Source organism: Micromonospora sp. NBC_01699 (genome assembly GCF_036250065.1).
GTDB lineage: Bacteria > Actinomycetota > Actinomycetes > Mycobacteriales > Micromonosporaceae > Micromonospora_G.
Genome location: NZ_CP109199.1, coordinates 2309711 through 2334398 on the forward strand (window position 1 = coordinate 2309711; position 24688 = coordinate 2334398).

General features: G+C 72.5%; 20 protein-coding genes and 1 pseudogene. 15 read left to right on the forward strand and 6 right to left on the reverse strand.

Features of this window, described 5'->3' with window-relative positions:
• Positions 1–20: 20 nt before the first annotated feature.
• Positions 21–3080, reverse strand: coding sequence for a glycoside hydrolase family 9 protein (locus tag OG792_RS10370; protein ID WP_329109085.1), 3060 nt, complete (start codon positions 3078–3080; stop codon positions 21–23).
• Between the two features lie 264 nt (positions 3081–3344).
• On the opposite strand from OG792_RS10370, the gene OG792_RS10375 reads away from it, so the two are divergent.
• The 3 genes from OG792_RS10375 (at position 3345) to OG792_RS10385 (ending at position 6229) form a co-directional block, all read left to right on the forward strand.
• Positions 3345–4352 (forward strand): transporter substrate-binding domain-containing protein, encoded by a 1008-nt coding sequence (locus tag OG792_RS10375; protein WP_329109087.1) that lies wholly within the window; start codon positions 3345–3347, stop codon positions 4350–4352.
• Positions 4295–5398, forward strand: a complete 1104-nt coding sequence (locus OG792_RS10380) for a hypothetical protein (RefSeq protein WP_329109088.1) — start codon at positions 4295–4297, stop codon at positions 5396–5398. Before OG792_RS10375 ends, OG792_RS10380 begins: the two co-directional genes overlap by 58 nt.
• A gap of 96 nt (positions 5399–5494) precedes the next feature.
• The gene (locus OG792_RS10385; RefSeq protein ID WP_329109089.1) at positions 5495–6229 is read left to right on the forward strand and encodes a PP2C family protein-serine/threonine phosphatase; all 735 of its coding nucleotides are present in this window, start codon (positions 5495–5497) and stop codon (positions 6227–6229) included.
• Positions 6230–6271: 42 nt separating this feature from the next.
• Here OG792_RS10385 and hrpB read toward each other — a convergent pair whose 3' ends face one another.
• The 3 genes from hrpB to OG792_RS10400 form a co-directional block, all read right to left on the reverse strand.
• Entirely contained in the window at positions 6272–8875 is a 2604-nt protein-coding gene (hrpB, locus tag OG792_RS10390; protein WP_329109090.1) for an ATP-dependent helicase HrpB, read from the reverse strand.
• A gap of 88 nt (positions 8876–8963) precedes the next feature.
• On the reverse strand, positions 8964–9173 hold the full coding sequence (locus tag OG792_RS10395) for a DUF397 domain-containing protein (protein WP_329109091.1): 210 nt from the start codon (positions 9171–9173) through the stop codon (positions 8964–8966).
• 39 nt (positions 9174–9212) lie between these two features.
• Complete coding sequence (locus tag OG792_RS10400) at positions 9213–10055, reverse strand: helix-turn-helix domain-containing protein (protein WP_329109093.1); 843 nt, start codon at positions 10053–10055, stop codon at positions 9213–9215.
• 171 nt (positions 10056–10226) lie between these two features.
• Here OG792_RS10400 and OG792_RS10405 point away from each other — a divergent pair, with 171 nt between their 5' ends.
• From OG792_RS10405 to OG792_RS10415, 3 genes are all read left to right on the forward strand, one after another.
• A complete protein-coding gene (locus OG792_RS10405) occupies positions 10227–10853 on the forward strand; it encodes a GOLPH3/VPS74 family protein (protein ID WP_329109094.1) in 627 nt (208 codons plus the stop codon).
• Positions 10854–10979: 126 nt separating this feature from the next.
• Positions 10980–12509: an APC family permease gene (locus OG792_RS10410; RefSeq protein ID WP_329109095.1), complete on the forward strand. Its 1530-nt coding sequence runs from the start codon at positions 10980–10982 to the stop codon at positions 12507–12509.
• A complete protein-coding gene (locus OG792_RS10415) occupies positions 12506–13096 on the forward strand; it encodes a GNAT family N-acetyltransferase (RefSeq protein ID WP_329109096.1) in 591 nt (196 codons plus the stop codon). The genes OG792_RS10410 and OG792_RS10415 overlap by 4 nt, the downstream gene beginning before the upstream one ends.
• A gap of 113 nt (positions 13097–13209) precedes the next feature.
• On the opposite strand, the gene OG792_RS10420 is transcribed toward OG792_RS10415, so the two are convergent.
• Positions 13210–14025 (reverse strand): SigB/SigF/SigG family RNA polymerase sigma factor, encoded by an 816-nt coding sequence (locus OG792_RS10420; RefSeq protein ID WP_329109097.1) that lies wholly within the window; start codon positions 14023–14025, stop codon positions 13210–13212.
• Positions 14026–14239: 214 nt separating this feature from the next.
• Between OG792_RS10420 and OG792_RS10425 the strand changes: the two genes are divergently transcribed.
• Together OG792_RS10425 and OG792_RS10430 are read left to right on the forward strand one after the other, a co-directional pair.
• A complete protein-coding gene (locus tag OG792_RS10425) occupies positions 14240–14875 on the forward strand; it encodes a nucleotidyltransferase family protein (protein ID WP_329109098.1) in 636 nt (211 codons plus the stop codon).
• Positions 14876–14916: 41 nt separating this feature from the next.
• Positions 14917–15924 (forward strand): annotated as a pseudogene (locus OG792_RS10430) (XdhC family protein); the annotation flags it as partial.
• A gap of 120 nt (positions 15925–16044) precedes the next feature.
• On the opposite strand, the gene OG792_RS10435 reads toward OG792_RS10430, so the two are convergent.
• On the reverse strand, positions 16045–17628 hold the full coding sequence (locus OG792_RS10435; protein ID WP_329109099.1) for a PucR family transcriptional regulator: 1584 nt from the start codon (positions 17626–17628) through the stop codon (positions 16045–16047).
• A gap of 148 nt (positions 17629–17776) precedes the next feature.
• Between OG792_RS10435 and uraD the strand changes: the two genes are divergently transcribed.
• From uraD to pucD, 7 genes are read left to right on the forward strand one after another with little or no spacing between them, the layout of a single operon-like run.
• Positions 17777–18427 carry a 2-oxo-4-hydroxy-4-carboxy-5-ureidoimidazoline decarboxylase gene (gene uraD, locus OG792_RS10440; RefSeq protein WP_329109101.1) on the forward strand — a complete coding sequence of 217 codons (651 nt, stop codon included), beginning with the start codon at positions 17777–17779 and terminating at the stop codon, positions 18425–18427.
• Positions 18424–18765 (forward strand): hydroxyisourate hydrolase, encoded by a 342-nt coding sequence (uraH, locus tag OG792_RS10445; RefSeq protein WP_329109102.1) that lies wholly within the window; start codon positions 18424–18426, stop codon positions 18763–18765. The genes uraD and uraH overlap by 4 nt, the downstream gene beginning before the upstream one ends.
• Before the next feature lie 4 nt (positions 18766–18769).
• Complete coding sequence (gene pucL / locus OG792_RS10450) at positions 18770–19636, forward strand: factor-independent urate hydroxylase (RefSeq protein WP_329109104.1); 867 nt, start codon at positions 18770–18772, stop codon at positions 19634–19636.
• Positions 19636–20499 carry an FAD binding domain-containing protein gene (locus tag OG792_RS10455; protein WP_329109106.1) on the forward strand — a complete coding sequence of 288 codons (864 nt, stop codon included), beginning with the start codon at positions 19636–19638 and terminating at the stop codon, positions 20497–20499. The genes pucL and OG792_RS10455 overlap by 1 nt, the downstream gene beginning before the upstream one ends.
• Positions 20496–20990 carry a (2Fe-2S)-binding protein gene (locus OG792_RS10460; protein ID WP_329109107.1) on the forward strand — a complete coding sequence of 165 codons (495 nt, stop codon included), beginning with the start codon at positions 20496–20498 and terminating at the stop codon, positions 20988–20990. Before OG792_RS10455 ends, OG792_RS10460 begins: the two co-directional genes overlap by 4 nt.
• Positions 20977–22332: an 8-oxoguanine deaminase gene (locus tag OG792_RS10465; protein WP_329109109.1), complete on the forward strand. Its 1356-nt coding sequence runs from the start codon at positions 20977–20979 to the stop codon at positions 22330–22332. Before OG792_RS10460 ends, OG792_RS10465 begins: the two co-directional genes overlap by 14 nt.
• Positions 22329–24674 carry a xanthine dehydrogenase subunit D gene (gene pucD / locus OG792_RS10470; RefSeq protein WP_329109110.1) on the forward strand — a complete coding sequence of 782 codons (2346 nt, stop codon included), beginning with the start codon at positions 22329–22331 and terminating at the stop codon, positions 24672–24674. Before OG792_RS10465 ends, pucD begins: the two co-directional genes overlap by 4 nt.
• The last annotated feature ends 14 nt before the right edge of the window (positions 24675–24688 follow it).

Consider the following 24688-nt stretch of genomic DNA (forward strand, 5'->3'; position numbering starts at 1 on the left):
GTCGGCCTGGAGGGGCGGGACTACGTGCAGGCAACGCCGTTGACGGTGAACAGACCGGGCGTGGGGTTGGGGCCGCTGGTGGGGGTGGTGGCGTTCAGGCCGAAGGTTGCCGTGCCGCCGGGGGAGATGCGGGCGTTGTACGTTTCGTTTCGGGCGGTGATGGTGGCGCCGGACTGGGTGGCCCGGGTCATCCACGCCTCGCGCAGCCGCTGGTCGCCGGTGAAGGCGAAGCTCGCCGTCCAGCCGTCGATCGGGGTGCTGCCGGTGTTGGTGATGGTCACCTGTGCGGTGAACCCGCCACCGCCCTGCCAGGCGCCGTAGTTGACGTAGCTGACCCGGCAGTTCGCCGCCGGGGGTACGGCGGCGGCGCCCTGGTCGGCGAGGAACGAGGCGATCCAGGCCAGTGCCGAGTTCCAGTTGATCGCCACCTCGTTGGTCGCATACGAGGCGATGTCGTCGACGTAGCAGAACATCGGGGCGCAGCCGGCCAGCAGGTCCGCCGCGAACGGGTCGTCCAGACTGGCGTTGGCGCCACCGGCGATCGAACCGGCCGGCGGGTTCGGCAGGGCCGGGTTGTACTGGTTGCCGAAGATCCGGCTGTGCTGGTTGCGGGACGCCTGCTCACCCCAGCCGGTCACGTACGACTGGTTCAGCGCGTTGCGGCCGAAGATGTAGTCCATCCCCTGCACCGCCCCGTCCCGGTAACGCACGTCCCGGGTCAGGTCGTACGCCGTCGCGAGCACCACCGCGTTGTTGATGATGTTGCCGTTCCCGCCCCAGAAGTAGCTGCCCGCGCCGCCCGGCATCGGCAGCCCGTACGCCTGACCGGCCAGGGTGGTGAGGTAGCCGTCGGCGGCGGTGCGCACCGAGGCCCGGATCCGGTCCCGTTCCTGCGGGGCCAGCCCGCTCGGCACGGTGGCCAGGTCGAGCCGGCCGAGTGCGGCAGTGCCGCCCCAGCCGAAGCCGTTGGCGTCGAAGACGTTGCCGGTGTGGTGCGGTGAGGCGGTCAGGTCGGCCAGGTAGTTCGCCCCGCCGGTGCTCAGGTACAGCTCGGCCGCCGCCCAGTAGAACTCGTCGCTGACGTCGTTGTCGCTGTAGGTGCCGCCGCCGTTGCCGTCGGTCGGGCTGGCGTACACGGCCGGGTTGGCCTTGGCCGCCGCGTACGCGGTCCGGGCGGCGCTGCCGCACCTGGCCGCGAACGGCGCGTCGTAGGTGGCGTAGAGCCGGGCGCACTGGGCGGCGGTCGCCGCGAGGTTGAGCGTGGCGGCGGTCGACGGCGGGTGCAGTTCGCGCGGTTGCGGGTCGGCCTCCGGGGCCAGCGGCAGGCCGGTCCAGTTCTGGTCGTGCATCTTGTGGTGGACCATGCCCGCCTTCGGCTTGCCGGCCGGCACCTGCATCCGGAGCAGGAACTCCAGCTCCCAGCGCGCCTCGTCGAGGATGTCCGGCACCCCGTTGTCGCGTTCGGGCACCCGCAGGGTGTTGTCGGCGAGTCCGGCACCGGCGCCGCCGGTCGGCGCGGTCTTGGTCCGCTCGAACGCGTTCAGTAGCTGGTAGGTGGCGATGCCGCCGTTGACCACGTACTTGCCGTGGTCGCCGGCGTCGTACCAGCCGCCGCGCGCGTCGAGGCGGTAGTCGCAGACGCCGGGCTGGCAGGGCACGTCGGTGTCGCCCCGGTTCGGGGCCACGCCGAGGTGACCGGCGGGGCGGGCGTACTCGTCGCCGACCAGGTCGCCGTCGATGGCGATGCCGCTGCGCTGGACGTAGAAGAACTGGAGCGAGTCGGAGCGCAGTTGCCGGTAGAGGTCACCGGAGATGTCGAACGGGTGGCTGGTCTCGCCGTCGGCGGTCAGCGTGTAGCCGGTGCCGGCGGTCCGGTAGGCGGAGAAGTCGATCGTCTGCACCCGCTGGCCGGAGGCGGGGTCCAGGCCGCGCACGGTGGCCAGTCCCTGGGTGACGACCGTCCCGGCGGCGGACTTGAGCTGCCAGGGCAGGGGTTCGGTGGCGGTGCTGACCACGGTGGCGTTCTTCGGGCCACCGGGAAGGTAACCGACCTGGTTGACGCGTACCCGGGGGCCGGTGTCCGGCACGTACGGCGGTTCTTCCTCGCCACCGCGCAGCGAGACGTTGTCCAGGCAGAGGGTGTAGCCGGCGGCGTTGGCGCCGACCTGGAACACGACCTGGGCGAACTCGGTGTCCACTGTGGCGGTGAAGGTCAGGGTGATCCGCTGCGGGGTCGCGGTCAGCGCCAGGTCCGCGACAAAGAACGAGGTGTACGGTTCCGCGCCGAGTTGCACCGCCGCGCGTACGCTGGCGCCGGGTGCCGCCGAGGCGTCGAAGGCGAGCGTGTACTCCGACCCGGCGAGCAGCGGTACGTCGTTCTGCCCGACTCCGGCGTCCCACGGGTTGGCCAGCCCACCGGGCACCACCGAGCAGAGCCGCCCGTCCTGCACACCGGTGGTGGTCCCGTACGAGAACCAGCCGTCGCTACCGTTGTCGAAGTTCCCGTTGGCGAGCTGTTCCGGTCCGGCCGGGTCGCCCGGCGGATCGGTGCCCGCCTCGCTGCTCAGCGACACGTCGTCCAGGCAGAACGTGTACGGCTGGGCGTTGCCACCGAGTTGGAAGGTGAGGGTCCCGTTGGTGGAGTCCAGGGTGCCGCTGAAGTCGTACGCGAAGGTCTGCCCGGCCGGGGCGAGCGCCAGGTCCCGGGCCAGCACCGTGCTGTACGGCGCCTCGTTGAGCTGCACGTTCGCCTTGACGGTGGCCGGGGCGCTGGCCGAGGCGTGCAGGGACAGCGCGTAATCGGCGCCGTCGACCAGGGGGATGTCGTTGTGTCCGAGGCTGGCGTCCCAGGGGTTGGCCAGGCCGCCCGGCACCTGGACGCAGAGTCGTCCGTCGTCCACGGTCGGGGTGAGATTGTCGGTTGCCCACCAGGGGGCGGTGCCGCTGTCGAAGGTGCCGTTGGCGATGTGCTCGGTGGGGGCGGCGTGGGCCGCGCCGGGGGTGAGGCCGGTGCCGGTGACGGCGAGGGCGGTCGCGGCGAGGAGCGCGACAGCCCGCCGCTGGCGTCGGGGTCGGGTCACGGAGCTTCCTTCCGAGAGACAGAGGTGGGAGCGCTCCCAATGACAGCGATGTTGCCAGGCCGTTTCTGGACTGTCAATCGTCGATCCTGAATGGATTGACCGCCGGCCCGGACCCACCCATCGGTCCGAGCCTGCCCATCGGTCGGACCGATCGCGGGCAGGATCGGTTAACCGACAGCCCACACGCGACCCGTCGACTGTCAGGAACTCGGCGGATAGGCCAAAATGGATGGTTCGAGCCCACGGGGCGATCGGGGGAAACAGGTGACCCAGGAGGACAGGGAATCTCGGCGCGCCTCGGTGGGCCGCGGCGTACGGCTGGTCGCGGTGCTGCTGAGCCTCGTGGTGGCGGTGACGGCCGTCGTCACCACCGTGCTGCTCACCGGCCCACCGACCGAACAGGACCTGCTCCGCGAGGCCGGCATCATCGGCAAGCGCGAGCTGCTGATCGGGGTCAAGGACGACCAGCCGGGTATCGCCCAGTTCGACCCGAAGACCGGCATCTTCACCGGCTTCGACATTGACATCGCCTGGATGATCGCGGCCGACCTCGGGTTCCGGTCGACCGCCGTACGGTTCCTCGCCATCGAGAGCGAGGACCGGGCCAAGATGCAGGCGCGTACGAACGACGGTCAGTTTGTCATCGTCGACCTGGTGATCGCCTCGTACAGCATCACCGAGGAGCGGGAACGGCTCAGCGGGGTCACGTTCTCCGCGCCGTACCTGGCCACCGAGCAGTCGGTGATCACCCGCCGGGACTACGGCGGGCCTGTCGACACCCTGATCGACCTGCGCGGCCGAAAGGTGTGCAGCCTCTCCACCGCCACCTCCGAGTCACCGGCGTCGAAGGCCGGCGTCGAACTGGTCAGCAAGAAACGGATCAGCGAGTGTGTGGACGCGCTGCTCGCCGGTGAGGTGGAGGCGGTCACCACCGACGCCGCGATCCTGGCCGGCTTCGTGGCCCGGTATCCGGGGCAGTTGTCGCACCACGACATCGGCCTCGACCCGTCGGAGATGTACGGCGTCAACACCGGTGCCAACGAGGCCCTGCGTGACCTGGTCAACCTTTCGCTGTACGAGTCGCTGACCGACCCGCGCGACCGCCGGTGGGAGGACGCGTTCGACCGGCACCTGCGCCCGGAGCAGCCGGTGAACCTGCCCCAGCCGGTCGCCATCGCGCAGCAGCCGGACGTGGAAGAGGTGGAGGTACGGCGGTGGCCCTGGGAGACGGCGGCGATCCGGCCGCGGACGGCGGTGGCGACCGTACGGTAAGCGCGCGCCAGGCCCAGCACTGGCTGCTCACCCTGGTCCCGACGTTCCCGCTGCTACTGCTGGTGCTGCGACTGTGGCACCTGAGTCGGCAGGACCTGTCCACGATGCTGGTGCTGGTGCAGTACGTCAGCCCGCTCGGTCTGCTCAGCTCCCTGCTGATCACCCTGGTCTGGGTGCTGCCGCTGGTCGTGTTGGTGGTGGCGGCGCTGGGCACCCTGTACTGGGTCAGCGCGGCGGACCGGTTCGACCCCGAACGTTCGCTGCTGGCCCGCGCCACCGCCCGGCTGCCCGGCTGGGTGATCATGGTGGCGGTGCTGCTGGCCCTGCTCACCTGGCAGTTCCGGTTCCTGCCCAGCCTGCTCATGCTGGCCCTGGCCATCCTCGGCCTGCGCACCCGGCAACGGCACCCCGACGACCGTCTCCGCCGGCACCTGTTCTGCCTGGTCCTGCCGCTGGTCGCGACGCTGCTCGCCGGGGCGTGGCTGGCGCCGGCGGTGATCGCGGCGGTACGGGCCGACGAGCCGGTGACGGTGCTGCTGCTGGCCCTGCCGCCGGTGCTGGTCGTCTTCCTGACCGGCCCGGTCCCGCGCCCGGTCGCACCGGTGCTCACCCGGTGGGTGCTGGTCGCGGCGGCGCTCACCGCGCCGTTCCTGCTCGGTGCGATCTTCCTGCGGGCGCCGATCCTGCCGACCGTGGCGGTCGAGATCGTCTCGGTGCCGCAGGGGCGGGAGCCCGACCTGTCGACCGCCGGCCTGCCGTCCGGGGCGGTGGAGGTGTTGATCGGGCGGGTGATCAGCGTGGACGACCGGATGACCACGCTGCTCGACGAGCAGGGTTCGGTCCGTTTCGTACGCAACGACCGGGTGTGGTCGCAGACGCTCTGTCCCGAACTCGAACGGGTGCCCTACAGCACCGTACGGGTGCGCGGCTGGCAGGTGGAGGAGACGGCGCTGGAGTGGGCGATCCCGCGCCGGACACCCGGTGACCCCGACCCGCGCTGCTCCGGCCGGCCGGTGAGCAGCCCGCCGACGCAGCGCACGGGGTGACGGTATGACTACCTAAAGTAAATTCACGGCTTTTGTGGGCCGGCTCCGGTGATCTACTAGAGACATTGTGGCCCCACTCCTGGCAGGCTGCCTGCCATGACCCTCAAGCTGCGCGCCGCCGCGGTGACCGATCGTGGCCTGATCCGGAGCGGCAACCAGGACTCCGTGCACACCGGCGCCTGGCTCCTCGCCGTCGCCGACGGCATGGGTGGCATGGCCGCCGGTGACCTGGCCAGCCGGATCGCCATCGAGACGATCGCCCCGGTGGACCGGCCGACCCCGGACGACGACCTGGTGGCGGCGCTACAGGAGGCGCTCGGCGAGGCCAGCGTCCGGATCCGTGCCGCGGTCGAGGCGGAACCGACCCGGCAGGGCATGGGCACCACGCTCACCGCCCTGCTCTTCTCCGCCGCCGGCACCAGCCTCGCCCTGGCCCACATCGGCGACTCGCGCGCGTACCTGCTGCGCGACGACGATTTCACCCAGGTCACCCGGGACGACACCTTCGTGCAGTTGCTGGTCGACCAGGGCGTGATCGACGCCGAGCAGGCGCGCAGCCACCCGCGCCGGGCGGTGGTCACCCAGGCGTTGCAGGGCGAACCGGCGAACCCGGCGTACTCCACCCAGCCGCCGCGGGCGGGGGACCGGTGGCTGCTCTGCTCCGACGGGCTGTCCAACGTGGTCCGGGCCGAATCGCTCGCCGAGGCGCTGCGGGCGTACCCGGATCGGGACGCCTGCGCCCACCGGCTGGTCGACCTGGCGTTGCGGGCCGGCGGGCCGGACAACATCACCGTGGTGGTCGCCGACGTCGCCGACGACCCGGACGAGTGAGCCGGCCCGCTCTGGGCACCGCCGCCAGCGTCACCGCCGGCGTCACTGTTTGGGCGGCTTGACCCGTCCGCTCGGCTTGGCCCGGCTCGGGTCGTCCGGCCACGGGTGGCGCGGGTAGCGGCCACGCAACTCGCTGCGTACCCGCGGATAGCCGGTCTGCCAGAACGAGGCCAGATCGCTGGTGACGGCGACCGGACGACCGGCCGGGGAGAGCATGCTCAGCCGTACCGGCACCCGCCCGTCGGCGAGCCGGGGCACGTCGGCCCAGCCGAAGGTCTCCTGCAACTTCACCGCCAGCACGGGCGAGGTCGGGTCCGTGTAGTCCACCCTGATCCGTGAACCGCTCGGCACGGTCAACCGCTCCGGGGCCAGCTCGTCCAGCCGGGCCGCCTGCGCGCGCGGAACCAGCCGGCGCAACGCCGAGGCGACGTTGATCCGGCGCAGGTCGGCCCGCCGCCGCGCGCCGGCCAACTCCGGGGCGAGCCACTGCGGCATCGCGGCCAGCAGCGACTCGTCGTCCACCGTCGGCCACGACTCGCCGAAGGCAACCCGGCAGAAGGCCAGCCGCAGCCGGGTCGACTCCGCGTCGGGCGTCCAGTCCAGCAGGGCGAGCCCGACCTTGCGTACGCCTTCGAGCAGGGCGGCGGTCAGCTCCGTCTGGTCCGGCTTCAGTGGGCGCTCGGACAGCACCAGCGCACCGAGCCGTCGTACGTCCCGGGCCTGGACGTCGTTGCCGGCCCAGACCACCTCGCGCTCCTCGACGAGCAGCGGGCCACCGGCCTCGCGGGCGGTCGCCTCGTCGATCACGGCGGCCAGCCGGATCTGCGCGCCCCGCCGGCCCGGCGCGCGGTCCGCGACCGCGATCGCCAACCAAGCCGACCCGGTCAGGCCCGAGCCGGCCGCCAGGTCCGCGGCGGTTCCGCTGGCCATCAGGTACGTCGTCGCGCCCGCCTTGCGCGCCCGCGCCAGCCGTTCCGGGTACGCGAGCCCGACCAGCAACCCGGCGGCCAGATCATCCGGCAGCCGCCGCCCACCGGAGCCGCCGTCCCCGTTTGCCGACCGGTTCCCGGCGGCGGTGCTGTCCCCGGTCGGGATGGCGGCGGAAAGTTGTTGGGAGTCGGCGGAGCCGCGCAGCCGGCTCACCTCGGCCCGCCAGCGGGCGGTGGCGGCCTGGTCGGTGCCGGCGCGCAACCGTCGCCAGACCACCGCCAGATCGTCGTCCCGACCGGCCACCGAGTCCTCGGAGAGCAGCGCCACCACCTCGGCGGCCCGCTGCGCGCCGAGGGTGTCGGTGCCGTCCAGCAGGGCGCGGGCCAGGCGCGGATGGGCACCCACCGCGGCGATCGCCCGGCCCCGCGTGGTCACCCGGCCCTCGCCCCCGACGGCGCCCAGCGCTTCGAGGGTGGTCCGGGCGACCTGCATGGCCGCCACCGGTGGCGGGTCGGGCAGCGCCAGGCCGGTCCCGTCGGGCCGACCCCAGCAGGCCAGTTGCAGCGCGAACGCGGTCAGGTCGGCGGTGGCGATCTCCGGCTCCGGCTGGGCCGGCAACCGGTCGTGGATCGCCTCCGACCAGCACCGGTAGACCCGTCCGGGGCCCTCACGGCCGGCCCGACCGGCCCGCTGGGTGGCCGCCGACCTCGACACCGCCACGGTGACCAGGGCACCCAGTCCACGGGCCAGGTCGGTACGCGCCACCCGGCTCAGCCCGGCGTCGACGACCACCCGTACGCCGGGCACGGTCAGGCTGGTCTCCGCCACCGTGGTGGCCAGCACCACCCGGCGCCGGGTGCCGGGGCGCAACGCCGCGTCCTGGTCCCGCCCCGACTGCCGGCCGTGCAGCGGCAGCACGTCGACCTCGCCCCGTACGCCGGAGAGCCGGCTGGTGACCCCGGCGATCTCGCCCGCGCCGGGCAGGAAGACCAGCAGGTCGCCGTCGGCCTCGTGCAGGGCCCGGCGAACCGTGGCCGCCACGTGGTCGAGCATTTTCGGGTCCACCCGCAGCCCGTGCGGCGGATCGACCGGGCGCAGCGGTGGCGCCCACACCACCTCCACCGGGTACAGCGCCGCCGGGGTCTCGATCACCGGTACCGGGGCCGGCGGTGCGTCCCCGCCCGACGTACCGCCGCTGCCGAGTACGCCGGCCAGCCGCTCCGCGTCGGCGGTCGCCGACATCGCCAGCAGCCGCAGTTCGGGGCGGAGCGCGGCGCGTACCTCGACGGCGAAGGCGAGCGCGAGATCGGAGTCGAGGTGCCGCTCGTGCGCCTCGTCGAGCAGCACCGCGCCGACGCCGGCCAACTCGGGGTCGTGCTGGAGGCGTTGCACCAGCAGCCCGGTGGTGACCACCTCGATCCGGGTGCCCGCGCCGACCCGCCGCTCACCGCGTACGGCGTAGCCGACCGTCCCGCCGACCTGCTCGCCGAGCAGCGCCGACATCCGGCGGGCCGCCGCTCGGGCGGCGATCCGGCGCGGCTGGGCGACCACTATCCGGCCCTGCACCTCGTCGAGCAGCGCCAGCGGTACCAGCGTGGTCTTGCCGGTGCCTGGCGGCGCGACCAGCACCGCCGCGCCGCCGGCCCGGAGCGCTTCGAGCAACTCCGGCAGGACATGGCGGACGGGCAGGTCTTCGGTGATCGTCTCGGGTAGCACCGGGCCAGTCTCGCACCGGTGCCGCTGCCGACGTGGGCTCGGCGGGTCGGTCGACGGCGTGGAGCGGTCGGCCGGTGGTGCGGGGCGCTCAGTCGGTGGTGCGCAACGAGCCGTCGCCGGCACCGCCGACGAAGGCCGCCCATCCCGCCGGCCCGAACAGCAGTACGGGTCCCGGACGGTCCTTGCTGTCCCGGACCGCCACCGCGCCGTCGAGGACGGCCACCTCGACACAGTTGCCGTTGCCACTACTGCGGCGGCTCGTACGCCACCGCGCCCGGGTCAGGTCGATCCCCGTCATGGGTACCTCTTGTCTTCTGCCGATGAGCCACCGGAGTGATCACAGATAGTTAAGAGAAGCCTCCCGAATTCGGGTCATCGACTCCGCCGGAGTCAGCGCCATCCGGCACAGCTTCTCGTGCAGCAGGGTATACCCGAGCACCTGATCGGCTTCCTCCAGAGCCAGCCCCATCGTGAGGTTTTCCAGGTAAACCACGGACGCGTCGGCAGCCTCGGCGAAGCTGAGGATGACGTACGGCGTGGTCATCGCCGGGTGGCCGCCGGCCGTGAAGGGAAGTACCTGAATTGTAACGTTGGGTAACCCTGCGGCCTGGATCATGTGGTCCAGCTGGCGGGCCATCACGGTCGCCCCGCCGACCGCCCGGAGGAGGACCGCCTCGTTCAGGACGACGGACAACCGCACCGACGGCTCGCGGTGCAGCACTGCCTGGCGTTGCAGCCGGGCGGCGACCTTCCGTTCGACGCCACTGTCGCCCGCGGTCAGTAGGTAGATCGCCCGCGCGTATTCCTCCGTCTGTAAGAGTCCGGGCACCGATTCGGCCTCGTACGTCCGCAGAGCGGCGGCCTCGGCCTCCAGCCCGACATAAAATTCGAACCAGTCGGGCAGTACGTCGCTGTAGTTCTGCCACCAGCCACGTTCCTGCGCCCCACGGGCGATCTCGATCAGTGCTTCGGCGTCCGCCCCGGTCACCTGGTAGAGCGCCAGTGCGGCGCGTACATCGCGGGGTTTGATGCCGATCTGCGCGTTCTCGATCCGGGACAGGTTGCTCTTGGACATGTCCAGTTGGCGGGCGGCCTGGTCGAGCGTCATCCCGCCACGCTCGCGGAGCTGGCGGAGTTCACGGGCTATCCGGCGGCGGCGGACGGTTGGGCTGGCTGTCACGGCGCCGAGTTTCGCACGGCGGTGCCGGCCGGCCCGACCACGGTCTTGAAACGACTTGAATCCGGGAGTTGCATTGCATCCGCCCGCCGGTGCATCCTTTTCCCGGCGTCGATCAACGGTTATCCAATTCCGATGTGGACAGTCCACACTCGTCGGACGAAGGGGAGAGTCGTGCTTCTCGCGGACGAGTTCTTCCTGATCGCCCATGACGACGCCAAGGGCAAACCCCGGCTGCACCAGTCCGCGACCGGACTGGGGCTCGCGGCCGGACTGCTCGGAGAACTACTCCTGTCCCGGCGGATCGTCATCGCCTCGGGCTCGATCACCATCGTCGACCGGCGACCACCGGACGACGCCCTGGCCCACACCGTGCTCGACCAGCTGGTGGGGGAGCCGGAGCACCGGTTGGTGCGTACCTGGTTGGGATTTTTGGGTAGCAGCGCGGCCGAGTCGGTCGGCGAGCGCCTCGCCCGCGCCGGCATGGTCCGGCGGGTGGAGACCCGGCGGCTGCTGCGTACGACGATCGTCTACCAGCCCGCCGACATGAACGCCGCCGCCTGGCCGGTGACCCGGCTGCGGGCGTCGCTCAGCCGGAGCGAACCGCTGCCGGTGGCGGACGTACTGCTGCTCGCCCTGCTCGCCGCGACCAACCTGCTGCGCGAGGTGCTGTGGGGCACCGAACCCGGTGTGCAGCACCGGCTCAACCAGCTGATCGACGGGCTGCCGCCGCCCCTGGCCGAACTGGCCCGGCACACCGAGGCGGCTGTGGGGGCCGCCGTGCTGTCCGGTCGCCCCTGACCGGTCGCCCCGACCGGCCACCTCCGACCGGCGGGACCGACCGGCGGGGGTCGACCGGTCGCCCCTGACCGACCGGGCAATCCCGGTCCGGCCACTGCCTCCCTCCTCACCCCCGGAGCAGATTCGATGGCCCCTCCCTCGTCCCCCTCCCGACCGAGCAACGTCTCCTCCGCGCTGGCCAGCGGCCGGCTCGGCATTCCTTCGGTGGTCTTCTTCGTGCTGTCGGCGGCCGCACCGCTGACCGTGGTGGCCGGCGTGGTCACCACCGGGTTCGCGGTGACCGGGGTGACCGGTATCCCGCTGGCCTTCCTGCTGATCGGCGCGGTGCTGGCGCTCTTCTCGGTCGGCTACGTCGCGATGGCGCGGCACACCGCCAACGCCGGGGCGTTCTACGCGTACGTCTCCCGTGGGTTGGGCCGACCGGCCGGAGTGGGCGCGGCCTGGGTGGCGCTGATCGCGTACAACGCGTTGCAGGTGGGGCTCTACGGGGCGGTCGGCGCGGCGGCGGCGCCCGTGCTTGAGCAACTGTTCGGGATCCAGGAGCCGCGCTGGTGGGTGATCGCCCTGGTCGCCTGGGCGGTGGTGGCCGGGCTGGGTGTGCTGCGGGTCGACATCAACGGCATGGTGCTGGCCGTACTGCTGCTCACCGAGATCGCCATCATCCTCGCCTTCGACCTCGCCGACGTGCTCAGCCCGGCCGGCGGTTCGGTCAGCTTCGAGACCCTCGACCCGTCGAACCTGTTCGTGCCCGGCGTCGGGGCGATCCTGGTGCTGGCGGCCACCGGGTTCACCGGTTTCGAGTCCGCGGTCGTGTTCAGCGAGGAGAGCAAGGACCCGAAGCGGACGGTCCCGGTCGCCACCTACCTCTCCGTCGCGATCATCGCCGGGCTGTACGCGCTCAGCGCCTGGGCGATGACGGTAGCGGCCGGGCCGGACAACATCGTCGAGTCGTCGCGTACCGAAGGGGTCGGGCTGATCTTCGTCCTGGCCGACGGCAACCTGGGCGGGACCTTCGTCAGCATCGGGCAGGTGCTCTTCCTGACCTCGGTGCTGGCGGCGATGATCTCGTTCCACAACACCACCGCCCGGTACACCTTCGCGCTCGGCCGGGAACGGGTCCTGCCCGCGCTCTTCGGCCGCACCGCCCCCCGTACGGGCGCACCCCGGGCGGCGTCGATCGCGCAGAGCGTACTCGGGCTGATCGTCATCGCCGTCTACGCCATCGCCGGCTGGGACCCGCTGGTCCAGCTCTTCTACTGGGGCGGCACCGGCGGCGGGTTCGGGGTGCTGCTGCTGATCACGGCCACCTCGATCGCGGTCATCGCCTTCTTCGCCCGCAACCCGTCCGGGGAGAGCGGCTGGCACCGGCTGATCGCCCCCGGCCTGGCCACGGTGGCCCTGGCGGTCATCGTGTTCATCGCACTGGACAACTTCGCCATCCTGCTCGGTGTGGCGCCCGACTCGACGCTGCGCTGGGCATTGCCGGCGGTCTACCCGGTCGCCGCGCTGCTGGGCGTGATCTGGGCATTGGTGCTGCGGGCCCGCCGCCCGGAGGTGTACGCCACCATCGGCCTCGGCCCGGAGAGCGCGACCGCCGGGTCGGTCCCGGACGGCGACGCCAACCGGCAGCCGGTCGGCTCGGCGGCCCGGCCGTGACCGGCCCGCAGATCGAGCGGGCCGAACCGGCCGAGGCCCGCGCGTTGACCGAACTGATCGCCGAGGCGTTCGTCCCGCTGGCCGCGACCACCTGGTTGGTGCCGGATCCGGCGATCCGCCACAAGATCCTGACGGACAACTTCCACATAGTGGTCGAGCACGCGTTCGAGTGGGGGCTGGTGGAGACGACCGAGGACCGCAGCGCGGCCGCGGTGTGGCTGCCGGCGGTCGCTGATCCGCTACCCCCGCCGGCCGACTACGACGACCGGGTCGCCGCCGCCTGTGGCGAGTTCACCGAGCGGTTCCGGCTGCTCGACGACCTGTTCGAGGCGAACCACCCGCACGAGCCCCACCACCACCTGGCCTTCCTCGCGGTCAGGCCGGACCGGCAGGGCACCGGGATCGGCTCGGCGCTGCTCCGGCACCGGCACGCCCGGCTGGACGAGCAGGGGCTGCCGGCGTACCTGGACGCCAGCAGCACCGACAGCCGGGATCTCTATGCCCGGCACGGCTACCGGGTCGCCGAACCGTTCCGCCTGCCCGACGGAACCCCGTTCTGGCCGATGTGGCGGCCGGCGGGAGGGTGAACGCCCAATCGGTCAAATCGGCGGATTGACCGATAGGTGACGCGGCAGGGGCCGGGCCATGTTGGCCCGGCCCCTGCCGTCCGGCGTATCGCCGGTACCTCCCCCAAGGTTTCTCAGTACGTCTCGGCGAGTTGTCCGCGCAGCTTGGCCAGTGCGCGGGTCAGCAGTCGGGAGACGTGCATCTGGGAAACGCCGATCTGGTCGGCGATCTGGGACTGGGTGAGGTTGCCGTAGAAGCGGAGGGTGAGGATCTTCTGCTCGCGCTCGTCGAGGGTGGCGAGGGCGGGGCCGAGGGCGATCCGGAGTTCGGCCTGTTCGAAGTCGGGGTCCTCGCCGCCGAGCATGTCGCCGAGTTCGGTGGCGCGTTCGCCGTCGCCGGTCGGGGTGGACAGGGACACCGCGTTGTACGCGCGGGCGCCTTCCAGGCCCTCAAGGACCTCTTCCTCGGTGACCTTCAGGTGGGCGGCGATGTCGGCGACGGTCGGCGAGCGGCCGAGGGTTTGGGTGAGGGTGCTGTTGGCCTCGGAGATGCTCAACCGCAGTTCCTGGAGGCGGCGGGGGACCCGGATGTCCCAGGTGCGGTCGCGGAAGTGGCGCTTCAGCTCACCGATGATGGTGGGGATGGCGTAGCCGGCGAAGTCGACGCCCCGGGTGGGGTCGAACTTGTCGATCGCTTTGATGAGGCCGATGGCCGCGGTCTGGGCCAGGTCGTCGGTGGGTTCGCCGCGTCCGCCGTAGCGGTGGGCGAGGTGGTTCGCCAGGGGGAGCCAGGCTTCGATGGCCCGGTCCCGCAACGCTGCCCGGGACGGGTGTTTCGCCGGCAGCGCGGTCATCGCCAGGAGCAGATCGGTGGCGGAATCGGTGAGCGCGTTCGGGTCGAGCTTCGGTGTCGCCTTGGTCGCTGTGGCGGTGGTGGTTGACGCGGTCATGGTGGTCCTCCCTGCACCTCGTCCGCGGACAGGACAAGTGCCGTACTCAAAAGTTCGCAGTAGGTCTTTTGGTTTAGCTGTAAGCCGATCAGTGCAGCCACCATAACCTGTTTAGCCATGCAGAAGCTAGCCGAAAGTATGATGTATATATCTCTCATATTTGGCTTAACGGTAATAACGGACGTCATTTCGAGGGTCCGGCTACGCTCCCGGCGTGGGATGTGAGCCGACACACGTCGCCGAGCCGGTGGCCGCGCTGGTCCTCGCCGCCGGTGCCGGGCGGCGCTACGGTCGGCCCAAGGCCCTGGTCGAGTACGGCGGTCGGCTGCTGGTCGAGCGCGCGGTGGCGACCGCCCGCGCCGGGGGCTGCGCGCCGGTGCTCACCGTGCTCGGTGCCGCAGCCGACACCGTACGGGCCGAGGCCGACCTCACCGGCGCCGTACCGGTCGAGAACCCCGACTGGGCGACCGGGCTCGGTTCGTCCCTGCGGGCCGGACTCGCCGCGCTGCACGACAGCACAGTGGTCGCCGCGCTGGTGCTGCTGGTGGACATGCCCGGCATCACCCCGGTGGCGGTCCGCCGGCTGGTCGCGCTGGCCGCCCCGGACACCCTCGCCACCGCCGGGTACGGCAACCGGCGCGGCCACCCCGTCCTGCTCGGACGGGCGCACTGGGCCGGCGTGTCCGCCCTCGCGATCGGCGACTCGGGCGCCCGCGGATATCTGCGCGAGCACGGGGCGGGCCTGGTGGTGGTGCCCTGCGCCGACGTCGCCGACGACACCGACCTGGACACCCCGGCCGACCTCGACGCGGCGGTGCACCGGATGACCGTGGCGGTGGTCGATGGCTGAGCGGCCACACTGGTGCCATGCGTGAGGTACTGGACGATCTGATGCGCTGGTGGCACGCGGACGCACCGGTCGGCATGGCCACCGTCGTCGCCACCTGGCGCAGCGCACCCCGGCAACCCGGCGCGACGATGCTGGTCGGGCCGGACGGCAGCGTGGTCGGCAGCGTCTCCGGCGGCTGTGTCGAGGCCGCCGTCTACGACCTGTGCCAGGAGGTGGTGGTCGCCGGGGTGCCCCGGTCCCAGCGGTACGGCGTACACGACGACGACGCGTACGCGGTGGGACTGACCTGCGGCGGCAGCATCGAGGTCTTCGTCGAACGGGTGGACCGGGACAGCTTCCCCGACCTCGCCGACGTGGCCGCCTCGATCGCCGCGCGGACCCCGGTGGCCGTACTGACCTGCGTGGGCGGGCCGGCGGATCGGATCGGCCGGCGGATGGTGCTCTGGCCCGACCGGCGGCACGGGTCACTCGGCTCCGGACGGCTGGACGACGCGGCCAGCGACGACGGGCGCGGGCTGCTCGCCGCCGGGCGGACCGGGTTGCTGAACTACGGCACCGACGGGCAACGTCGGGGCACCGGGCTGACCCTGCTGCTCAACGCGTACGCGCCGCCGGCCCGGATGATCGTCTTCGGGGCGATCGACTTCGCCGCCGCGGTCGCTCGGGTGGGCACCTTCCTCGGCTACCGGGTGACGGTCTGCGACGCCCGGCCGGTCTTCGCCACCGCCCGCCGGTTCCCGGACGCCGACGAGGTGGTGGTCGACTGGCCGCACCGCTACCTGGCCGAACAGGCCCGGGCCGGGCAACTGGACGAGCGGACCGTGGTGTGTGTACTGACCCACGACCCGAAGTTCGACGTGCCGGTGCTCCGGGTCGCGCTCGACCTGCCGCTGGCGTACGTCGGCGCGATGGGTTCCCGGCGTACCCACCGGGACCGGCTGGCCCGGCTGCGCGAGGCGGGGGTGCCGGAGATGGCGCTGGCCCGGCTCGCCTCGCCGATCGGGCTCGACATCGGCGCCCGTACGCCGGAGGAGACCGCGGTCAGCATCGCCGCCGAGATAGTGGCCAACCGGTGGGGCGGCAACGGTGCCCGCCTCTCCGACACCGACGGCCGGATCCACGCCCACCCCCGCCCGCCCCTGCACAACGGGTCGGTGGGGCAGGGGCGGTCAGCGGGGCAGGCGCAGGGCGAGGAAGAAGTCGACCCGGTCCTCGAACCGGGACAGGTCCCGGCCGGTGAGCTGTTCGATCCGGCCTATCCGGTAGCGCAACGTGTTGACGTGCAGGTGCAGCACGGACGCGCAGCGGGTCCATGACCCGCCCGAGGCGAGGAACGAATCCAGCGTCCGGAGCAGGTTCGCGTTGTGCGTCCGGTCGTACGCGAGCAGCGGGGCGAGCAGTCGGCGTTGGAACGCCCGTCGGGTGTCGGCCGGTACGCCGGCCAGCAGGAGCAGGTGCGAGGCGAGTTCGTCGGCGCTGACCATGGTCGCCTGCTCGTCGCGGGCGACCGCCGTACGTCTCGCGTGCCGGGCCTCCTCGACCGCGCCGCCCAGCGCCGCCGGTCCGGCCGCCAACCCGCTCACCCCGACCGCCAGCCGACCGTTGCCCAGTCCCGGCCCGTACGCGGCGACCCCGGCGCGGATCGTCTCCAACGCCGCCGGTGCCTGTTCCGGCGGGACGGCCAGCACGGCGAGCACCGTGTCGGCCGACCCCGCGTCGGTCACCGCCACCTGCTCGGCGGCCGGTCCGACCAGTTCGGCGCAGACGGTCACGGCCAGCTCCGGCGGCGTACGCAGACCGGTCAGGCTGGCGTTCAGCACCAGGAACGTCGCCTCCGACGGCAGCCCGCAGGAGAGCAGCCTGCCCCGTAGGTCGACCTGTTCGCCGCCGGTCAGGGCGGCGCCGAGCTGGTCGGCGAGGCGTCGTTCGATCCGCAGCGCCTCGTCGACCTGGGCGCGTTCGAGCGCGACCAGGCTGGTCAGCTCGGCGGCGGCGTCGGCCAGCTCGCTCGCCTCGGCCGCCTCGGTGCCGCCCCCGGTCGGGACCGGGTGACGCGGGGCGACCGCGCAGGCGAGCAGCCACGAGGCCAGCCGGTGTTCGGGACGACCGGGCACCCCGAACACCGCGAGCCGGCGACCGTCCACGATGACCTGCGCGGGCAGCCGACCGGCGGCGAGGAAGGCGCGGGCCACCGCCGCCCGGTCAGCCGGGGCCAGGTCGGCGGTGCCGGCGATCGAACGGCCGGTCGGGGTCAGCACCCAGCAGTCCACGCCCAGCTCGGCGGCGGCCGGTGGCAGCAGGTCGACCAGCCGGGCACCGGCCGCCATCGCCGCCACCAGGCCCCGGTGCCGGCCCAGCACGGTCGCCAACCCACTGGCCCGCTGCGCCCACAGGGAGGGGTTCACCTCGTCCACGACGTCCCGGAAGGACACTTCGACCGGCACCGCGAACAGCGGCATCCGGTGCCGCCGGCAGGCGTCGACCAGGTCGTCGGGGACCGAACCGAAAACCGCGTCACCGGCCCCGATCGCGGTCACCGCCGCCTGTGCGCAGGCGGCGACGAACGCCTCCGAGTCGCCGGAGTCGCGCCGCCAGACCAGGCCGGTCAGCACGATCTCGCCACCGGACAGGTAACGCCGGGGGTCGGGCAGGTCGGTCACGTACACCCGGCTGACGGGTCGTTCCAGCTCGTCGGCGCCGGTCAACAGGGTCAGTCGCAACCGTGGCCGGTGCAGCGCCTCGCGTAGCAGCATGGCTGTTCCTTCCGGTCGGGCCACGGGGAGTCGGCTCGGGTTTGGAGGAAGCTACGGAAACCCTACGGTCCGGGTGTTGCGAATTGGGTGTCGCTGCCGGTTCATCTCGTGCTGACCGGCTGTTGTACTTCACCCAACCCCCGGGGAGGTGGAAGTCATCGACGCATCGGGCCACACCCTCGCCAGCTTCAACACCCGGCCGGTCGCCGAGGTCGAGCGCGACCTGCTCGCCTGCTGTGCCGTACCGGCCTGGGCGCGGGCGGTGGTCGCCGGGCGACCGTACCCGGATCTCGGGGTGCTGGTCGCGACCGCCGACGCCGCGCTGGCCGCGCTGACCTGGGACGAGGTCGCGTTGGCCCTGGCCGCGCACCCGAGGATCGGCGAACACCCCACCGGCAATGATCGGGAGTCGGCCTGGTCGCGGCGCGAACAGGCCGCCGTCACCGACGCCGACGCGCAGGTCAAGGCCGCGCTGGCGCGGGCAAATCGGGAGTACGAGCAGCGCTTCGGTCACCTCTTCCTGATCTTCGCCAGTGGTCGGAGCCGGGACGAACTGCTCGCCGCGGCCCGGCAGCGACTCGGCCACGACGACCACACCGAACGGCGGATCGTCCACGGGGAACTGCGCAAGATCGCCCGGCTGCGACTGGAACGACTGCTCGGCGCCGAGCCGGCCATCCCGACCGAGGCAACCGTCCCGACCGAGGCAACCGTCCCGACCGAGGCAGCCGTCCCGACCGAGGCAGCCATCCCGACCAAGGCAGCCATCCCGACCGAGGCATCGGGGCCGGCGTCGTGAGCGAGACCTGGGCCCGGATCTCCACCCACGTGCTCGACACCGGACGCGGGGCGCCCGCCGCCGATGTGCACGTCCGGTTCGAACGCCACGACTCCGGTGGTTGGACGCTCGTGGCGCAGGGACGGACCGACGCGGACGGGCGGCTGCGCGACTGGGTGCCGCTGCAATCCTGCCAGGCCGGCGGCTACCGGCTGGTCTTCTACGTCGAGACGTACTTCGACGGCGACACGTTCTTCCCGGAGATCACCGTCGCCTTCCAGCTCCGCGACCCCGACCAGTCGTACCACGTGCCGCTGCTGCTGGGCCGGTACGGCTACACCACCTACCGAGGGAGCTGAGCTGATGTCGATCGTGCTCGGGGCCAACCAGTACGGCAAGGCCGAGGTGCGCCTGGTCCGGGTGGCCCGCTCCGGCGACCGCCACGAACTGCGCGACCTCAACGTGACCGTGACGCTCGCCGGCGACCTGACCGACACCCACCTGACCGGCGACAACGCCCTGGTCCTGCCGACCGACTCACAGAAGAACACGGTGTACGCCTTCGCCCGCGCCCACGGCGTCGACCGGATCGAGGAGTTCGGGCTGCTGCTGGCCCGGCACTTTGTCACCGGCCAGCCGGCGATCGACCGGGCGACGGTCCACATCGAGGAGTACGGCTGGCAGCGGCTCGGCCCGCACTCGTTCCAGCGGTCCGGCGGTGAGATCCGTACCGCCACGGTCACCTGCACCGGCACGCGGGCCGAGGTGGAGGCCGGGTTGACCGGGCTGGTGCTGCTCAACTCGACCGACTCGGAGTTCACCGGGTACGTCAAGGACCCGTACACGACGCTGCCGGAGACCACCGACCGGATCCTCGCCACCGCCGTCGACGCGCACTGGTCCTACCGGGACACCGAACTGGACTGGGAGGGCGCGTACGCGGGTGCGCGCGGCGCGCTGGTCGACGCGTTCGTCGGCACCTACAGCCGCTCCCTGCAACAGACCCTCTACGCGATGGGCCACCAGGTACTCACCGACCGCCCGGAGATCACCGAGGTACGGCTGTCGCTGCCGAACAGGCACCACCTGCTGGTGGACCTCACCCCGTTCGGGCTCGACAACCCGAACGAGGTGTTCGTCGCCACCGACCGCCCGTACGGGCTGATCGAGGGCACCGTCCGCCGGGCCGACGACGGGACCGTCGGCCCGGCGGACGGCCGGGGGCGGTGATGGAGTTCCTGGCGCCGGCGAGCTTCACCGAGGCGCTGGCGGCGAAGGCCGCGTACCCGGAGGCGCTGCCGATCTGCGGTGGCACCGACGTGATGGTGGAGCTGAACTTCGACCGCCGCCGGCCGGGTGTGCTGCTCGACTTGAGCCGGATCGACGCGTTGACGCAGTGGCACTCCGACGGTGAACTGCTCCGGGTCGGTGCCGGGGTGACGTACCGGCGGATCATCGGCGAACTCGGTCGGGCGCTGCCGGGGCTGGCGCTGGCCGCCCGTACGGTCGGCTCGCCGCAGATCCGCAACCGGGGCACGGTCGGCGGCAACCTCGGTTCGGCGTCGCCGGCCGGGGACGCGCACCCGCCGCTGCTGGCCGCCGGTGCCCTGGTCGAGCTGGCCTCGGTCCGCGGCACCCGCCGGGTCCCGGTGGCCGAGTTCTTCACCGGACCCAAGCGCAGCGTACGGGCGCCCGACGAGCTGATCGCCGCGTTCCTGGTGCCGCCGGCCCGGGGCCCGCAGCAGTTCGCGAAGGTCGGCACCCGCAACGCGATGGTGATCGCGGTCTGCTCGTTCGGGCTGGCCCTGGACCCGGTGCACCGCCGGGTCGGCACCGGCATCGGCTCGGCCGGGCCGACGCCGTTGCGGGCCGGGGCCGCCGAGGAACTGCTCGCCGCCGACCTGCCCTGGGACGACGCCGGGGCGTTGCCGGACTCGCTCGCCCGCCGCTTCGGTGAACTGGTCGCGGCGGCGGCCAGCCCGATCGACGACGTACGCGGCACCGCCGCCTACCGCCGGCACGCGCTCGCCGTACTGGCCCGGCGGACCCTGCACTGGGCCTGGCGCGACCATCGGGAGGGGAATCGGGGATGAGGGTCAACTGCCTGGTGAACGGTGAACCGCGTACCGCCGACGATGTATGGCCGGGGGAGAGCCTGCTCTACCTGCTCCGTGAACGGCTCGGCCTGCCCGGCGCCAAGAACGCCTGTGAGCAGGGAGAATGTGGCTCGTGCACGGTCTACCTGGACGGTACGCCGGTCTGTGCCTGCCTGGTGGCGGCCGGACAGGCCCAGGACCGCGAGGTCCGTACGGTCGAGGGGTTGACCGCCCCGGACGGCACGCTGGACCGGGTGCAGCGGGCGTTCGTCACGGCCGGCGCGGTGCAGTGCGGGTTCTGCACGCCGGGGCTGATGGTGGCGGTGCACGACCTGCTGGCCCGCGACCCGGCCCCGGCCGATCAGGACATCCGGGAGGCGCTGGCCGGGAACCTGTGCCGGTGCACCGGTTACGAGCACATCATGGCGGCCGTACGGCTGGCCGCCGCCACCCCCGCAGCCACGGACGGTCACGATGATCATCATTGAGGGATGCGCGGTCGCGACCGTGGACGCCGACGGCACCGAGTACCGGGACGGCCACGTGGTCGTGGACGAGGGTCGGATCGTCGCCGTCGGAGCGGGACACGCCGGCCGCTACCACCGGTCCGTACGCCGGGTCGACGGCACCGGCTGCCTGGTCACCCCCGGCCTGGTCAACACCCACCACCACCTCTACCAGTGGGCGACCCGGGGCCTGGCCCAGGAGGAGAACCTCTTCGGCTGGCTCGGCGCGCTCTACCCGGTCTGGGCCGGGCTCGACGCCGAGGTGGTCGCCGCCACCACCGCCGCCGGCCTCGGTTGGCTCGCCCTGTCCGGCGCCACCACCAGCACCGACCACCACTACGTCTACCCGCGCGACGCGGGCGACGTGATGGCCGCGCAGGTGCAGGCGGCGACCGAGATCGGGCTGCGGTTCCACCCCACCCGAGGCTCGATGGACCTCGGCCAATCCAACGGCGGGCTGCCGCCGGACAACATCGTCGAGGACACCGACGACGCGCTCGCCGCCACCGAGGAGGCGATCGACCGGTTCCACGACCCGGCCGACGACGCCATGATCCGGGTCGCCGTCGCGCCCTGCTCGCCGTTCTCGGTCACCCCGAAACTGATGACCGAGGCCGCCGCGCTGGCCCGGCGCCGGGGCGTACGGCTGCACACCCACCTCGCCGAGACGATCGAGGAGGAGCACTACTGCCGCCAGACGCACGGCTGCACCCCGGTCGAGTACGCCGAACGCCTCGGTTGGCTCGGCCCGGACGTCTGGCTGGCGCACGCCGTACACCTCGACGACCACGCCGTCGGCCGGCTCGCCGCGACCGGCACCTCGGTCGCCCACTGTCCCAGTTCCAACGCCCGGCTCGGAGCCGGCATCGCCCGGATCCGGGACCTGCTCGACGCCGGTGTGCCGGTTGGGCTCGGTGTCGACGGGCCCGCCTCGCAGGAGGCGAACCAGCTCGGCGCCGAGCTGCGCCAGGCCCTCTACGCCGCCCGGCTGCGCGGCGGCCCGACCGCGCTCACCGCCCGGCAGGCCCTGGCGCTCGGCACCATCGGCGGCGCCCGCTGCCTCGGCCGGGCCGACCGGATCGGCTCGATCGAGCCCGGCAAGCTCGCCGACCTGACCGTGTGGCGGCTCGACGGGCTCGGCCACACCGGCATCGACGACCCGGTCGCGGCGCTGGTGTTCGGTCCGCCCGCCCCGGTCGAACTGCTGCTGGTCGGCGGCCGACCGGTGGTCGAGCGCGGCGAACTGCGAACCGCCGACGAGCGGGACCTGATCCGCCGAACCCGCCGGGCCCACCGGACCCTGACCCGAAGGGCACGCGGATGAGCACCCCGGTCGGCACCGCCCCATCCAGCACCGCCTCATCCAGCACCGCCCCATCCAGCACCGCCCCGCCCAGCACCGCCCCACCGATCACGGCTCCGCCCAGCACCGCTCGGGAGAGCGGCGTGGTCGAGGGTGGCGTCGGGCGGAGTGCTCGGCGGCCGGACGGGCGGCTGAAGGTCACCGGGGAGTTCGCCTTCTCCTCCGACCTGTGGGCCGACGACATGCTCTGGGGCGCGACCCTGCGCAGCCCGTACCCCCGGGCCCGACTGCGCGGCATCGACCTGACCGCGGCGCTCGCCCTGCCGGGGGTGTACGCGGTGCTCACCGCCGACGACGTGCCCGGCACCAGGACCTACGGCCTGGAGATCGCCGACCAGCCGGTACTGGCCTGGGCCGACGTGCACTACCAGGGCGAGGCGATCGCCATCGTGGCCGCCGACCACCCGGAGACCGCCCGCCGCGCGGTGGCCCGGATCGAGGTCGACTACGAGGTGATCGACCCGGTCACCGACGCCGAGGCGGCACTGGCCGGCGGGCACCTGGTCCGGCACGTCCCGGTCCGGTACGGCGACCCCGAGGCGACCGCCGACGTGGTGGTCACCGGCGAGTACCGGGTAGGCATGCAGGACCAGGCGTTCCTCGGCCCGGAGTCCGGGCTCGCCGTGCCCGCCGAGGACGGCGGCGTCGACCTGTTCATCGCCACCCAGTGGCTACACGTCGACCAGGCGCAGGTGGCCGCCTGCCTCGGCCTGCCGCCGGAGCTGGTCCGGCTCAGCCTGGCCGGGGTCGGCGGTGCGTTCGGCGCCCGCGAGGACCTGTCCATGCAGGTGCACGCCAGCCTGTTGGCATTGCACACCCGGCGACCGGTGAAGATGGTCTACTCCCGCGAGGAGTCGTTCTTCGGGCACGTGCACCGGCACCCGGCGATCCTGCGCTACGAGCACGGCGCCAGGCGCGACGGCACACTCGTCTACGTCCGGGCCCGGATCCTGCTCGACGGCGGTGCCTACACCTCCAGCACCCCGGCCGTGGTCGCCAACGCCGCCACCCTCGGCATCGGCCCCTACCGGGTCCCGAACGTGACCATGGACGCGTACGGGGTGCGGACCAACAACCCGCCGTGCGGGGCGATGCGCGGCTTCGGCGCGGTCCAGGCGTGCTTCGCGTACGAATCGCAGATGGACCGGCTCGCCGACGTACTCGGGCTCGATCCGGTGGAGCTACGCACCCGTAATGCGCAGGCCGAGGGCTCGGTGATGCCGACCGGGCAGGTGATCGAGGGGCCGGCACCGGTGGCCGAGCTGCTGGCCCTGGTCCGGAACCGACCGGCGGCGCCACCGGCCGCCGACGACCCACGGGAACGACCCGGTGGGGTGGCCAACACCACGCGCGGCGAGGGGGTCGTACGAGGTGTTGGCTACGCCATCGGGATCAAGAACGTCTGCTTCTCCGAGGGCTTCGACGACTACGCCACCGCGCGGGTCCGGCTGGAGCTGATCAACGGCGAGCCGGCGGTGCTGGTGCACACCGCCGCCGCCGAGGTCGGCCAGGGCCTGGTCACCGTGCAGGCGCAGATCGCCCGTACCGAACTGGGCGTCGGGCGGGTCACCGTGGCGACCGCCGACACCGCCGTGGGCAGCGCCGGGTCGTCGTCGGCGTCACGGCAGACGTACATGACCGGGGGCGCGGTCCGGGCGGCCTGCCAGGCCGTACGGGAGAAGCTGTTCGCCCGCCTCGGCCCCGCCGCCGATCCCGGACTGCGCCTGGTCGACGGGCGGGTGCTCAGCGGTGCCGGTGACGTCGTCGCCGACCTGGTTGAACTGCTCGGTGACGAGCCGTTGGAGGAGACCGTGCAGTGGCGGCACCGGCCAACCGAGTCGCTGCACCCGCTCACCGGCCAGGGCAACGCCCACGTCCAGTACGCCTTCGCCGCACACCGCGCCACGGTCGACGTCGACACCGAACTCGGCCTGGTCCGGGTGGTCGAGATCGCCACCGCGCAGGACGTCGGCAGGGCGGTCAACCCGCAGGCGGTGCTGGGGCAGATCCACGGCGGCACCATCCAGGGGCTCGGGCTGGCGGTGATGGAGGAGATCCAGGTGGTCGACGGGCTGATCCGCAACCCGTCCTTCACCGACTACCTGATCCCGACCATCCTCGACTCGCCGCCGATGCTGGTGGACGTGCTGGAGTTGGCCGACCCGCACGCCCCGTACGGGCTGCGCGGGGTGGGGGAGCCGCCGACCATCTCGTCCACCCCGGCGGTGGTAGCCGCCATCCGAGCCGCCACCGGCCTGGCCCTCACCACCGTCCCCGTACGCCCCGAACACCTGACGGGCTGACGCCGCCGGAAGCG

Bases quoted from the DNA above. Each gene is read 5' to 3' on its own strand.
- OG792_RS10395 (WP_329109091.1), bottom strand. From the start codon at position 9,173: ATGACGGGGATCGACCTGACCCGGGCGCGGTGGCGTACGAGCCGCCGC.
- OG792_RS10420 (WP_329109097.1), bottom strand. From the start codon at position 14,025: ATGACCGCGTCAACCACCACCGCCACAGCGACCAAGGCGACACCGAAG.
- OG792_RS10410 (WP_329109095.1), top strand. From the start codon at position 10,980: ATGGCCCCTCCCTCGTCCCCCTCCCGACCGAGCAACGTCTCCTCCGCG.
- OG792_RS10460 (WP_329109107.1), top strand. From the start codon at position 20,496: ATGAGGGTCAACTGCCTGGTGAACGGTGAACCGCGTACCGCCGACGAT.
- pucD (WP_329109110.1), top strand. From the start codon at position 22,329: ATGAGCACCCCGGTCGGCACCGCCCCATCCAGCACCGCCTCATCCAGC.
- pucL (WP_329109104.1), top strand. From the start codon at position 18,770: ATGTCGATCGTGCTCGGGGCCAACCAGTACGGCAAGGCCGAGGTGCGC.
- OG792_RS10455 (WP_329109106.1), top strand. From the start codon at position 19,636: ATGGAGTTCCTGGCGCCGGCGAGCTTCACCGAGGCGCTGGCGGCGAAG.
- OG792_RS10435 (WP_329109099.1), bottom strand. From the start codon at position 17,628: ATGCTGCTACGCGAGGCGCTGCACCGGCCACGGTTGCGACTGACCCTG.
- OG792_RS10385 (WP_329109089.1), top strand. From the start codon at position 5,495: ATGACCCTCAAGCTGCGCGCCGCCGCGGTGACCGATCGTGGCCTGATC.
- OG792_RS10465 (WP_329109109.1), top strand. From the start codon at position 20,977: ATGATCATCATTGAGGGATGCGCGGTCGCGACCGTGGACGCCGACGGC.